Below are 12,676 nucleotides of genomic sequence, written 5' to 3' on the forward strand. Positions count from 1 at the left end.
CATCACGGCAGCGGGATGAACTGCACGCCCGCGAAGTTCTGCGTGTCGGCCGCGACGGTACGCAGCGTGAAACTGCCGACCGTCACCGGCGCTCGGCCCTCGGGCCGCATCGTGAGCGTGCCGGTCACGCTGCCCGTGTCGGGCACCGGCGACCACACGAGCAGGCGCCCGGATCCGTTGCTCGTGCCCGTGAGCACGTCGCCGAACTGCAGCGCCAGCCCGCCCGTGCGCACGAACTCAAAAGGCGTCCAGGTCACGGCCGAGGAATCGGCGGCGCGGCGCACTTCAAATACCCACACCCAGGCTTCACCGTGGGCGAACAACCCAAGGTTGCGCACGTTCGAGGAATCGTAGGTGGTGAGTACGTAGTCGCGGTACACGTACGGCGCACGACCGTTGGGCGGTGCGAACGTGAGGTCGCCCACGACGCGCCCGCGGCCCAGAGGTTCGATGTCGAAGGTGAAGAATCCGCCCTCGCGCGACGTGGTCACGACCGTATTCTGCGTCAGTTCCAAGCCGCCCGTCCGCTGGAACGTGATGGTCGTCCCCGGGCTCGCCGCGTAGGAGCCGCGATCGATGACGTTTCCGCCGTAGCGATACGTGCCATCCACCTTGAACCACTCGCGGATGTTCGCCACGCGCAGGGCGTAATCCGCGACGAGCGTCGCGCCCTCGAAGCGTCGTGTGCCGATGGAGGGATGGCTGACGGTGAACGTCCCGCGGACGGGACCCGCGGCGGGCGCGGCACCCGCGAAGAACCGGTATCCCCCGCCCGCCGCCGTGGACACGATCTCGCCACCGCCAAGGTCCGGATCCAACTCGAAGCGCACGTCGGGATCCGCCACCATCACGTCGCGGAACGTGAACCCCATGATGTAGCCGAAGTACGGCCGGTCGAACCACACGCCAAGCTCGGTCGCGTCGCCCGTCAACTGCACCGGAGACACTGCAACGTTCGACGCGACGTAGCCCGAGTCGCCGCCGACCCGCACATCCACCGTCGGGCTTCCCGCTGGCAGCTCCAACACCCAGCGGCCCACCGTGTTGGTCACGGCGATGCGGCCCTCGGCCTCGACCTTCAGCCCCGCCACCGGCTCGTCCGTGCTGCGCGAGATGATGGTCCCGGTCAACACGCGCCGCTCCGGCCCGCCGCAGTTCGCGACGCCCGCGCAAGGGTCGCAACCGGTCAAGAAAATCACGAGCAGCGCGACGCCCGCGACGGCCGTCGTGCGCAGGCGCTGCGCCGTCGCCACTACACGCCCCCAGGCCAACCACATCGGCAGCATCAGCCAAGTACCCAACAAGGTGTTCGTGAAAAATGATTGAATCACGATCGCCACGGTCGCCGCCACTGCGCCGACGGCAAAGGCCCGCTGCGGCGGCGGCACACTGGCCGCGCGCCACGTTCGGCGCGCGACGCGCCAGAACGCGATCAGCATGCCCACGAAGGCCGCCAAGCCGACAACGCCCGTCATCACGGCGATGAACAGCAGGCCACCATCCATAGACACGTCGCTGCCGCCCACCTGCCGCCAGCCGTACGCGCGCTGCGCGTGCGACACGAAGTTGAAGCCCACGCCCAAGACCGGGTGATCCACCAAGAGTTGCAGACTGCGCAGCCAGGGAATCAAGCGCTGCACCGCCGACGCATCCACGCGCAACTTGTTGAACTCGGCCGCAAAGGGCAGCAGCAGCGGCAGCAGCGGCAATAGCAAAGCCGCGCCACCGAAGGCGAGCCGACGCAGGCCGCTGGGCACACCGCGGGCGAGGACGATTACGCCAATGCCTGCCAGGAATCCGAGGATCGCCGACCGCGACAACGTGAGCACCAACGCCACGGAGAGCAGCAGCAACTGCCCGCGATGCACCGGCAACCCCTCGGCCGCGCGCGCGATCACGAACAGCAGCCCGAAGGCCAAGAGGCCGCCCGCGATCTGCGGGTCAAACAGCGTGCTCACCAAGCGACGCCCCTGCGGGTCCGCGGGGATGTTCGTGAGCGCCGACATCTTGGGGCCGATGTCCGGGATGAACACCACTTGGAACAAGCCGAAGCAAGCGATCACCACCAACACCACGTTGAAGCGCTGCCAGGCGATCTCGCCCTCGCGCTCGGCGTCGGGGTCCGTCACGATGAGCAGGAAGTACCCCGCGTACATGGCCCAGCGCACCAGAAAGGCAGCACTGCCCACCCATGCGCCCATCCCGAGATCCCAGCGCGGGGCGGCCAGCAGCGTGGTGAACGCCGCCACGGCGAGGAATAGGAGTAGCCCCTTCGACACGGCGTCGAATCGCCAGCGACGTCGGCCACCGGGCAGCGTGAGGGCGAGGAGCAGCCAGAGCGGCAGCAGCGCGAAGTCGAGCAGCGAGATGGCGCCGGGGCGGCCGCCGAGTTCGATGAAGGGAATGCGCCCGAAGTTGCCAAGCGCGAGCGCCGGCGCCGCGGCGGCCAGGATGCTTCGGGTGCCGAGCCGCACTCAGGCCTCCGCGCGTGCCCCTGCGCTCCCCAACGGCGCGAGGGCCGCGAACGTGCCGAGCAAGAGGCCGACGAAGAGGCCGATGGCAAGCGTGGGCAGCGGCCGCGGGAAGCTCACGCGGCGCGGGACCACTGCAGGATCGATGACGCGCACGTCACCACCCTCCCCGAGGGCGGCGAGTCGCGCGTCGAGCAATTGGGCCTCGACCGCGAGGGCAAGCTTTCCGAGCGCTTCGATTTCGCCTTCGCGCAAGAGCAGCGACTCCGCCGCGCGCGGCAGGGTGGCCGAGCGGGCGCGCGAGGCGCTGAGCTGTTGGCGGAACTCGTCGCGCTGGCCGACCAGTGCGTCGGCGTAGGTGCGGGCGAGCGGCATCACCTGCGCGCGCAACTGGGCCAGCGCGGAATCCACAGCCACCACGCGCGGTGCGCGTGCCGTGGCATCCGCGAGCAGTAGCGCGCGCTCGGTGCCGAGGCGAGACATCTCCGAGACCAGGTCGTTCACCGCCGGCGAGCGCAGCAAGGCCGGGAAGCCGGCGAGTCGGCGGGGGTCGCTGGTGCCGACGTCGGCGATGAGCCGCTCGAGCGCTGCCAGCTCGGCTTCGGTTTCCGCAAGCCGCGCCTGCACCGCAATGCGACCCTCGACCTCGGCGCGTTCGGACAGCTCGAGCGACACCACCTTCCCGCCCTCTTGTGCGCCGCGCAGCGCACCCGCAGCCTCGCGCAGCGCACGGCGCACCGAGTCGGACTGAGCGCTGAGAAACTCCACGCGACGCTGATTGAGACCGCGGTCCACCGTGCGCCGACGTTCCATATAGCGCGCGGCGACGAGGTTCGGCACGGCCGCGGCGCTGAGCGAGTCGCGGCCCGAGTAGCGGATCTCCACCGTCTCGCCGCCGACCACCTTCACGTCGAGGCGGCGCGCGAGGTCGTCGATGGCGTCCTCGCGGTCCACGAGCGTGACGCGGGCATCGCCGACGTCCAGCTTGCGCGGGGCGAAGCGTTCGTCTCTGGGCAGCGGGACGTCGAGGCGGAAGCCCGGCGTGCGCCCGGCGCGCAATTGCAGGCGCAGCGAGTCCACCACGTCCGCGAGAAGCGCGCGGCTCTGGAGCAGCGACAGCTCGGTCTTCATGCGGTCGCCGGCGTTGCCAAGCGCCCCGCCGGCCAAGTCGGCGAAGGCGCCCAACTGCTGCCCGATGAGCGAGCTGGCGCTGGCCTCGGTGCGGACGACGAGCATGGCGCGGCCGGCGAAGCGCGCCGGCACGAAAAGGATGACGAGCAGCGCCAGCAACAGGCCCAGGGCGAGGCCGATGCCGATGCGGGCGATACCGCGGCGCAGCGCTGGGCCGATCTCGGCGAATTCGATGTCGGCGGTGCTCACAGGCTCAGCGCGATGAAGAGGGACACGGCGCTGGAGAGCAGCGACACGATGACGAAGGGATTGCGCAGCCACCAATTCTCGCGGGCGACGAGGACGATGTCGCCGGACTCGAGTGGTTGTTGCAGGGCCGCACCGGAGGTCGAGCGCACACGGGCGACCATCGCACCGCCGCGCCAGAGTTCAATGCGTCGGCGGTTGCCTTCGGGGCCGACGCCGCCGGCGAGGGCAATCGCCTCGGCGAGACCGACCGTGGCGTCCACGAAGAAGACGTCACCGCGGGGGACCTCGCCGGTGACGACGACACGCCGCAGCGCGGTGATGCGCACGTCGCGGCGGGCGAAGATGCGGGTATAGGCCCGTGATACCGAGTCTTCCGCGACCGACGGCGCCAGACCAGCCACGTGCAGCGGCCCCAAACGCGGCAGCACGACGTGACCGTCGGCGCGCAGCGGCAGCGTGTCCACGGTGTCGGCGAGCACGACGATGAGGCGATCGCCCGGCCGGATGGGCGCTTGCGCGCGGGCGACAGGCGCCGAGGCCGAGGCCAGCAGGAACGTGATCGTCAGAAGGGTGAAACGACGCATCGGGGAAGCGTAACCTGCGGTGGGTATCGTGAGCAACGCGTCGGCGCTCATCGCCGCCAGGTGAGGCCCGTGCTCACGACGGCGCTGTACGCGTCGCCGAACACGGGATGTCGGTTGAGGTCGGCGATGCCGCCTACGCGGCCAAAGTACTCGAGCCCGTGACGCCCCCGCCTGGTCCACTCAACCAGCAGCGACCACTCGCGGCGCAGGGCCTCCTCCGACACCACCAAGCGACGCTCGTTGGCGAGGTCTCGGGTGCCGGCGATCAGCGACAGCGCTCCGGCCCGCGATCCGCGCGTCAGCCGCAGCTCGGCCCCACCGGTTCGCTCGAGCAGCCGCGTGCCGAGCAGGCGTCCCCTGTTGGTGTGTCCTTGGCTCACGGGGGTGTGTTCATAGAAGGTCGCTTGCGGACGGAATACCTCGATCGGGGGAATGCGGCCGCTGGCGGCGTTCGCCTCGAGCGTCCACGACACCCCCGGCATTCCGGTCCAACGATGTCGCAGGCCGAAGAGCCATGCCGAGTTGTGCTCGAGCTCCACGGCGGCTTCGCGCGCATCGGTCTGTCGATCGTTCAGGCCGAACTCCGCCCAGACTTCAGTCCGCTCCCGGAGCCGGAGGCGTCCGAACAGCGCGAGCAACTGGTTGTCGGCCGCGCCGCCGCCGAAGGTCTGCGCGTCGAAGAACAGGGAGCCGAAGGGCGTGAGGAGGTCACCGAGCCGCGCACCGCCCCAGTCGCGGTGATAGAAGCGTGCCGCACCAAGCTCGAGCCGGCCGTCAATGAACGGTCGCCAGCGCCCCTCGAAGAAGGCCACGCTGCGCGAGCCGGCGCGTCGCTGGGGTGCCCAGGCGGTCTGCCCCGCCTGGCCGGCGGAGAGCAGCAAACTGAACGCGCCGAGCGGGGTCGTCACGGGAGCCGCGGTCCCGACTTCGAGCCGCGGGAAGCCCGGCGCATCGGCGGACATGAGGATCGCGTGCCGCTCGCCCGCCCCGACGACGCGCGAGGCGGACGTGAGGGCGACCCGAGTGCCGAGGGCTTCGACGACCAGCGCACTCTGCCCGGGATCGAGCCGCGCGACGCGCCCCGGGCCGAGCTGCTGCGGCAAGTCGATGCCCGTCGGCCGCATCGGGTCGGCGTAGGGATTGGGTGCGCCGGGTGCGCTGATGAGCCGAAGGTCACGATTCTCCGCCGACCAGAGCTCCGGCGCGACACGCAGCGAGATCCCTCGCCAGCGAAGCAGCAGGTCCGGCGACAGCACGGTGGTGAGGCCCCGCCCCGTCCAGGCCGCGCCGGCTTCCAGATTGCTCGGGAAGCCTGAGTTGTAGTGCAGACGGAGCGTGCCCGCGAGCTCGGTCTGCACCTGGGCGCGCAGTGCCGTCGGATGGAGGCAGAGACTGGCGGCGGCGAAGAAGAGACCGAACGAGGCACGCATGCGCGGGAATCTAGCGGCTGTAATCCAGGTCACGCTGCGCCGCACTTGTGCTAGGCCGCGCATCCTAGGTCACAGAAAGTCTCGCAAAAAGTCATTGTCCTGTTGCGCACCGCGCTGTACCTTCTGGCGTCCGACCTTGGATGCCCGAACTCACCTGCACCAGTGCATTGATGTCCGAGTCGCCACTCATCCAATCGCAGTCGCCAAGTACCCAGCGCGTTCCCACGTCCTCGCCTTCCGCCAGGACGCGCGGCACCGCCGTGGTCATCGGCACGGCGCGCGACGTCCCGCGCGCCTTGGAGCATCCGGCCGTGGGTGCGCAGTGGTTCCAGGTCTGCGGAGTGGTGACGGTCGCGGAGGATGAAGACGCCACGACCATCCGTGGGCAGTCCGACGCCCTGCACCAGTTGATCTCGTCCCACCGGGCCAGCGTCGTGCTGGTCGCCGGCCCGCTCGGCACCGCGATGATGCGCGCCGCCAGCGACATCTCCCAGCTGCACGGCTGCCGCTTGCTCGCCGTAATGCCCAGCGAAGTCGTCGCCGGGCACGAGCCGTTGGTGGTCTGGGAGGGCGACGCGCCGCTGGTACAGCTCGCCGCGCATCGCCGCACGGAGTGGCAGGCCCTGCTCAAGCGCAGCATCGACATCGTGCTGTCGGCGACGATGCTCGTGGTCCTCGCCCCACTGTTTGCCATCATCGCCGCCGCCATCGCGCTTGAGTCGCGCGGCCCGGTGTTCTTCCGGCACCGGCGCGTCGGCCTGCGCGAACGCGCCTTCCATTGTTTGAAGTTCCGCACCATGGTCGTGGACGCCGAAGAGCGCCTACGCCGCGACCCGCAGCTGTGGGCGACGTACCGCGAACACGGCTTCCGCATCCCGGACAATGACGACCCGCGCGTGACGCGCCTCGGTCGCCTCCTCCGCCGCACGTCGCTCGACGAACTCCCGCAGCTCATCAACGTCCTGCGCGGCGACATGAGCCTGATCGGGCCGCGTCCCATCGTGCACGAAGAGCTGGAGCACTATGCCGGCTCCGAGCGCTTGCTGCTCTCGGTGCGCCCCGGCATCACCGGACTCTGGGCCGTGTCGGGCCGGCATCGCCTGGCGTACCCCGACCGCGCCGCGGTCGAGCTCGGCTATGTCCGGACCTGGTCGCTGCGCGGCGACTTCGCGATCGCGATGCGCACCGTCAAGGCCGTCGCCGATTACGGAAGCGTCTCCGCCCAACGCTGACAGCGCGGAAGCGCTGGAGTATCTTCCCCGGATGGTCCGTCATTCGTTCGTCATCGGATTTCTCGCGGTCGCGCTCGCCTCGTCGGCGGCCGCCGCGCAACAGCGCATCCCGTCGCCGTCCGAGGCCCAGGCCCTGATGCAATCGCGTCCGGACCTCGCCAACCAGGTTCGGCAGCAGATCACCCAGAGCGGCATGACGCCGGATCAGATCCGCGCGCGGCTCCGCGCGGAAGGTTATCCCGAGAGCTTCCTGGACGGACTGCTCCCCGGCGGCAACGCGCAGGGCGTCAATGTCACGGACGACATGATCGCCGCCATCGGGCGCTTGGGGATTGCCAGCAGCGACGACGCCGCGATGCTCCGCACCATGCTGCGGTCGGGCGACAGTCTCTCGACCACGCGTCGCATCGAATTGCCGCGCGTGTCCGACGACTCGGTGCGCGGCCCGGGCGCCGACAGCCTCGCCTACCGACTCTTCGGACTCGAGACCTTCCGCAACGCGACCAGCGAGTTCATGCCGGTGCTCGACGGGCCGGTGGACGAGAACTATCGCCTCGGTCCCGGCGACCAGCTGGTGCTCATCCTCACCGGCGACGCCGAACTGGCCCACACGCTGGACGTCACCCGCGAAGGCTTCGTGATGATCCCGCAGGTCGGGCAGTTGAGCGTCGCGAACCTCACCATCGGGCAACTCGAGAACCTGCTCTACGCCCGCCTGCCCCGCTCCTACGCCGGCGTCCGCCGCGGCGCCGATGCGCCGACCAAGTTCTCGATCAGCGTCTCGCGCTTGCGCGCCATCCAGGTCTTCGTGACCGGTGAGGTCGAACGCCCGGCGAGCTACCGCATTTCGAGTGCGTCCACGGCGATGACTGCCCTCTACGCCGCCGGCGGCCCGACGTCCAACGGCTCGCTGCGGCGCGTCGAGGTGCGCCGGGCGGGCAAGGTGATCGGGGCGCTCGACACCTACGATTATCTCGTGCGCGGCGACAACGCCAAGGACGTGCGTCTCGAGAACGGCGACATCGTGTTCGTGACCACGCACGGCCCTCGCGTGCGCGTGATGGGCGAGATCATGCGGCCGGCGACCTATGAGTTGCTGCCGGGCGAGACGCTCACCGACGTGATCGGCGTCGCCGGCGGACTGCGTCCCACCGCCAGCGGCCTTCGCCTGCGGATCGCTCGCATCGTGCCGGCGGCGGAGCGCAGCGGGGCCGGACAGGTGCGCCAGGTCGTGGACGTCGCGGCGAACGCCGGCGCGCTGCCGGCGATCCCGATGGTGGCCGGTGACGAGGTCACGGTGCTGCCGATCGCCGAGCGCGTACGGAATCGCGTCGTCGTCCGCGGGCACGTGTGGAGCCCGGGAGCCCAGGGCCTGCGCCCCGGCATGACACTCGGCGAGGCCCTCCGCGCCGCCGGCGGCCCCAAGCCCGACGTGTACCTCGGCCAGGTGTCTGTGACGCGACTGCGCGCGGACTCGACGCGCATGGCCCTGCGGGCCATGCTGCGCGATTCCACCGGTGCCGTCGTCAATGACTTCGCCCTGCAGGAGGACGACGAGATCACCGTCTTCTCGCTGACGGAGTTCCGGCCGCCGCGCTTCGTCGCCATCGGCGGCTCGGTGCGACGCGGCGGGCAGTACCGCTGGCGCGAGGGCATGACCCTGCGCGACCTAGTGCTCGAGGCCGGTGGCCTCCGCGAAGGCGCCTACCTGCGCGAGGCGGAGGTGGCGCGGATCCCTGAGGCGCGCAACGGACGCACCACCGCGCAGACCATCCGCGTGCCGCTCGATTCCAGTTACTTGGCGGACTACGCACCGGGCCGCCCGTACATCGCCCCGCGCGGCGAGACGGCCGCCGGCTTCCGCAGCGCCCCCGAAGTCCCGCTGCTGCCCTACGACAACGTCCTCATCATGCAGCAGCCGGACTGGTTGACGCCGCGCTCCGTGGTGCTCTCGGGTGAGGTGCGCTTTCCGGGCCGCTATACCCTGGTCAGCAAGGACGAGCGCCTCAGCGACGTCATCCGCCGCGCCGGTGGCCTCACCGCCGATGCCGCGGTGGACGCCGCGTACTTCGCCCGTGCCGTGGCGCTGACCTCGTTCCGCGCCGACACCAGCAAGCTGCGGCGCGACTCGCTCGCGCTCGGCTCCCTCGTGCCGGACACGGTGGAACGCGCCCGCGTGGGTCTCGACCTCGCGCAGGCACTGCGCGAACGCAACTCGTCGGATAACCTCGTGCTCTTCGACGACGACTCCCTGCATGTGCCGGTCCAGCGCAGCACGATTGAAATCCGCGGCGCGGTGAATGCCCCGACGTCGATCACGGCGCAGGGCGGTGCGCGGCTCTCCTTCTACGTCCGCGCCGCAGGCGGCGCTTCGCTGGTCGGCGACGAGCGCAAAGCGTACGTGATCCAGCCCAACGGACAGATCCAGGCCCGGCGCCGGATCCTGCTCGTGCCAGTGGATCCCAAGCCGCGCCCCGGCGCGACGGTGGTGGTGCCCGCCCGTTCAACTGAGAACCGAGCGAGCGAGCGCATCGCAATGGTCTCCGTCATTGCGCAGACGGTCGCGAGTTTGGCCACCGTCTACGCCATCCTCCGCTAGCACTCATTCCAAGTGACCACTGTCTTTGTCACCGGGGGCGCCGGCTTCATCGGCTCCGCCCTCGTCCGCCAGTTGATCGCCGAGACGGCGCACCACGTCGTCACGATCGACAAGCTCACCTACGCCGGCAACCTCGCCTCCTTGGCCGAGGCACGGACGCACACTCGGCACAGCTTCGTGCAGGCCGACATCTGCGACGCCGCGGCCATGCGGCAACTCCTCGAGACGCACCGGCCTGCCGCCGTGTACCACCTGGCCGCCGAGTCGCATGTGGACCGCTCGATCGACGGACCCGGCGAGTTCATCCAGACGAACTTGGTCGGAACGTTCCAGCTGCTGCAGGAAGCGCTACGCTACTGGCGTACGCTCGAGGCCGCGGCACAGCAGGCGTTTCGCTTCCTGCACGTGTCCACCGACGAGGTCTACGGCTCGCTGGGCCCCGAAGGCCTCTTCACCGAGACCACCCCCTACGATCCCTCCTCGCCCTACTCGGCGAGCAAGGCAGGCTCGGACCACTTGGCCCGCGCCTGGCAGCGCACCTACGGCCTGCCGGTGGTCATCACCAACTGCAGCAACAACTACGGGCCGTATCAGTTTCCCGAAAAGCTGATTCCGCTCATCATCCGCAAGGCCACCGAAGGCGCGCCACTGCCCGTGTACGGCAAGGGTGACAACGTGCGCGATTGGCTCTACGTGGACGACCACGCCCGTGCGCTGCGACTGGCGGTCAGCAACGGCCGCCTCGGCGAGACCTACAACGTGGGCGGCCAGAACGAGCGGCAGAACATCGAAGTGGTGCGCGCCATCTGCGCCCTGCTCGACGAACTCCGCCCAGACGCTGCCGGCAAGCACGAGCGATTGATCTCCTTCGTGACCGACCGCCCGGGCCACGACCACCGCTATGCGATCGACGCCACGAAGCTGCGGCGTGAACTCGGCTGGGTACCGCAGGAGAACTTCGACACTGGTCTGCGCCGCACCGTGCAGTGGTACCTCGCGAACCGGCAGTGGCTCGACGACGTGACCAGCGGGGCCTACCGCGGTGAGCGTCTCGGGACGGGAGCCTCCAAGTGAAGGGCATCATCCTCGCCGGCGGCACCGGCAGCCGCCTCTGGCCCATCACCAAGGCCGTGAGCAAGCAGCTGCTGCCCGTGTACGACAAGCCGATGATCTACTACCCGCTGAGCACCTTGATGCTCGCGGGCATCCGCGACGTACTGGTCATCACCACGCCGCATGAGCAGGCGCTGTTCCAGCAGCTGCTCGGCGACGGTTCGCAGTACGGCATCAATCTCTCCTACGCCGCGCAGGCCGTGCCCAATGGCCTCGCGCAGGCCTTCGTGATCGGCCGCGAGTTCGTGAACGGCGAGCCCTCGGCCCTGGTGCTCGGCGACAACATCTTCTTTGGCCACGGCTTGGTGGACCAACTGCGCCGCGCCAACGAGGCGGCCACGCAGACGCCGGGCGCCACGGTGTTCGGCTATCACGTGGTGGACCCTGAGCGCTATGGCGTGGCCGAGGTGGACGTCTCGGGTCGCGTGCTGAGCATCGAAGAAAAGCCCGCGCGGCCGCGTTCGAACTGGGCAGTGACGGGCCTGTACTTCTACGACCGCGACGTCTGCGATATCGCCGCAGCGCTCAAGCCCTCGGCGCGCGGTGAGTACGAAATCACCGACGTCAACAAGGAATACCTGCGCCGCGGCACGCTGCGCATGGAGCAGCTGGGCCGTGGCTTCGCCTGGCTGGACACGGGCACCTACGACTCCCTGCTCGACGCCTCGGCCTTCGTGGGCACGCTCGAGAAGCGGCAGGGGCTGCGCATGGCCGTGCCCGAGGAGATCGCCTGGCGCAACGGCTGGCTGGACGACGCGGGCCTGCAGCGCGTCGGCGACGCGCTGGGCAAGAGCGAGTACGGCGCCTACCTGCTCAACCTGCTCAAGGGCGGCAAGTGAAGGTCACGGCGCTGGCGATTCCCGACGTGAAGTTGATCGAGCCCAAGGTCTGGGGCGACGCGCGGGGGTTCTTCTTCGAGAGCTATCGCGAAGACCGCTACGGCGAGGCCGGCATCGCGGGGCCCTTCGTACAGGACAATCAGTCGTACTCGCAGCGCGGCGTGCTGCGCGGCCTGCACTTCCAATGGCCGAACAACGTGCAGGGTAAGTTGGTCAGCGTCGTGCAGGGCGCCGTGTGGGACGTGGCCGTGGACATTCGCCGCGATTCTCCGACGTTCGGCCAATGGGTAGGCGCAGAACTCAGCGCCGAGAACCATCACCAGTTGTGGGTGCCGCCGGGCTTCGCGCACGGCTTCGTGGTGCTCAGCGAGACGGCGCTGTTCACGTACAAGTGCACGGCGCTGTACTCACCTGCCGACGAGGTGAGCATTCGCTGGAACGACCCCACGCTGGCAATCCAGTGGCCGCCTGCCATCGCCGAGCCTTCGCTGTCTGCCAAGGACGCGGCCGCGCCGCTGCTCGCCGACTTGCCCTCAGAGAAGCTGCCGCGCCTGCGGCGCTGACTAGCGCCAGCGATACCTCGCCGTCACGCCGAGCTGCACGTTGGTCTCGTCTGCCTTCAGCACGTAGTACTTGTTGTAGAGCTTGGCGATCGCCAGGGATCCACCTAGCTCCCAGGGGCCGCGGAACAGCAGCGCATCGGCAAGAAGGGCTGGCTCGGCCTCCTGTCGCTGAAACGCCGAGCCGCCGCTCTGCGTCGCGTAGAAGCGGTCGTTGTCGTACACCGTGCGCTGAAGCGTGACCCCTGCCCGCCCCCAGCCTGCCACGCGCGCGAGCTCCAGCGACACCTGCGAGCTTCCGGGCCCGATCCCGGCCCCCAGCACTTGGCCGCGCTGCGTGTAGCCCTGCCGCACGATGTGGTGCTGGTAGAACGCCGTGCGCGGCGCCCCGCGAGCGATACCCCACGCACACGTCGGCGCCACACTCGGCGAGGAGCTCCGAGCAGGCCGCGCCGATCCCGCGCGAGC

General features: G+C 69.5%; 10 protein-coding genes. 5 read left to right on the forward strand and 5 right to left on the reverse strand.

Translation table 11 applies throughout. The features are described from left to right. Positions 1-2 precede the first annotated feature (2 nt). Genes Strain318_RS08775 through Strain318_RS08790 form a run of 4 tightly spaced genes read right to left on the reverse strand, consistent with a single transcriptional unit; the run spans position 3 to position 5,865 of the window. The gene (locus tag Strain318_RS08775) at positions 3-2,474 is read right to left on the reverse strand and encodes an O-antigen ligase family protein (RefSeq protein ID WP_367885329.1); all 2,472 of its coding nucleotides are present in this window, start codon (positions 2,472-2,474) and stop codon (positions 3-5) included. Next, positions 2,475-3,851 (reverse strand): GumC family protein, encoded by a 1,377-nt coding sequence (locus Strain318_RS08780; RefSeq protein WP_367885330.1) that lies wholly within the window; start codon positions 3,849-3,851, stop codon positions 2,475-2,477. Beyond that, positions 3,848-4,435: a polysaccharide biosynthesis/export family protein gene (locus tag Strain318_RS08785; protein WP_367885331.1), complete on the reverse strand. Its 588-nt coding sequence runs from the start codon at positions 4,433-4,435 to the stop codon at positions 3,848-3,850. The genes Strain318_RS08780 and Strain318_RS08785 overlap by 4 nt, the downstream gene beginning before the upstream one ends. Before the next feature lie 47 nt (positions 4,436-4,482). After that, a complete protein-coding gene (locus Strain318_RS08790; protein ID WP_367885332.1) occupies positions 4,483-5,865 on the reverse strand; it encodes a hypothetical protein in 1,383 nt (460 codons plus the stop codon). Positions 5,866-6,125: 260 nt separating this feature from the next. Here Strain318_RS08790 and Strain318_RS08795 point away from each other — a divergent pair, with 260 nt between their 5' ends. Genes Strain318_RS08795 through rfbC form a run of 5 tightly spaced genes read left to right on the forward strand, consistent with a single transcriptional unit; the run spans position 6,126 to position 12,211 of the window. Then, entirely contained in the window at positions 6,126-7,097 is a 972-nt protein-coding gene (locus tag Strain318_RS08795) for a sugar transferase (RefSeq protein WP_367887945.1), read from the forward strand. A 31-nt stretch (positions 7,098-7,128) separates the two neighbouring features. Continuing rightward, the gene (locus tag Strain318_RS08800) at positions 7,129-9,696 is read left to right on the forward strand and encodes an SLBB domain-containing protein (RefSeq protein WP_367885334.1); all 2,568 of its coding nucleotides are present in this window, start codon (positions 7,129-7,131) and stop codon (positions 9,694-9,696) included. A 12-nt stretch (positions 9,697-9,708) separates the two neighbouring features. Further along, positions 9,709-10,770 carry a dTDP-glucose 4,6-dehydratase gene (gene rfbB / locus Strain318_RS08805; RefSeq protein WP_367885335.1) on the forward strand — a complete coding sequence of 354 codons (1,062 nt, stop codon included), beginning with the start codon at positions 9,709-9,711 and terminating at the stop codon, positions 10,768-10,770. After that, the gene (gene rfbA / locus Strain318_RS08810; RefSeq protein WP_367885336.1) at positions 10,767-11,648 is read left to right on the forward strand and encodes a glucose-1-phosphate thymidylyltransferase RfbA; all 882 of its coding nucleotides are present in this window, start codon (positions 10,767-10,769) and stop codon (positions 11,646-11,648) included. The genes rfbB and rfbA overlap by 4 nt, the downstream gene beginning before the upstream one ends. Further along, positions 11,645-12,211, forward strand: coding sequence for a dTDP-4-dehydrorhamnose 3,5-epimerase (rfbC, locus tag Strain318_RS08815; RefSeq protein ID WP_367885337.1), 567 nt, complete (start codon positions 11,645-11,647; stop codon positions 12,209-12,211). The genes rfbA and rfbC overlap by 4 nt, the downstream gene beginning before the upstream one ends. Here the strand turns inward: rfbC and Strain318_RS08820 are convergent, their stop codons facing one another. Beyond that, positions 12,212-12,631, reverse strand: a complete 420-nt coding sequence (locus Strain318_RS08820; RefSeq protein ID WP_367885338.1) for a hypothetical protein — start codon at positions 12,629-12,631, stop codon at positions 12,212-12,214. Positions 12,632-12,676 lie beyond the last annotated feature (45 nt).

This window comes from Pseudogemmatithrix spongiicola, assembly GCF_030623445.1.
Classification (GTDB): domain Bacteria; phylum Gemmatimonadota; class Gemmatimonadetes; order Gemmatimonadales; family Gemmatimonadaceae; genus Pseudogemmatithrix; species Pseudogemmatithrix spongiicola.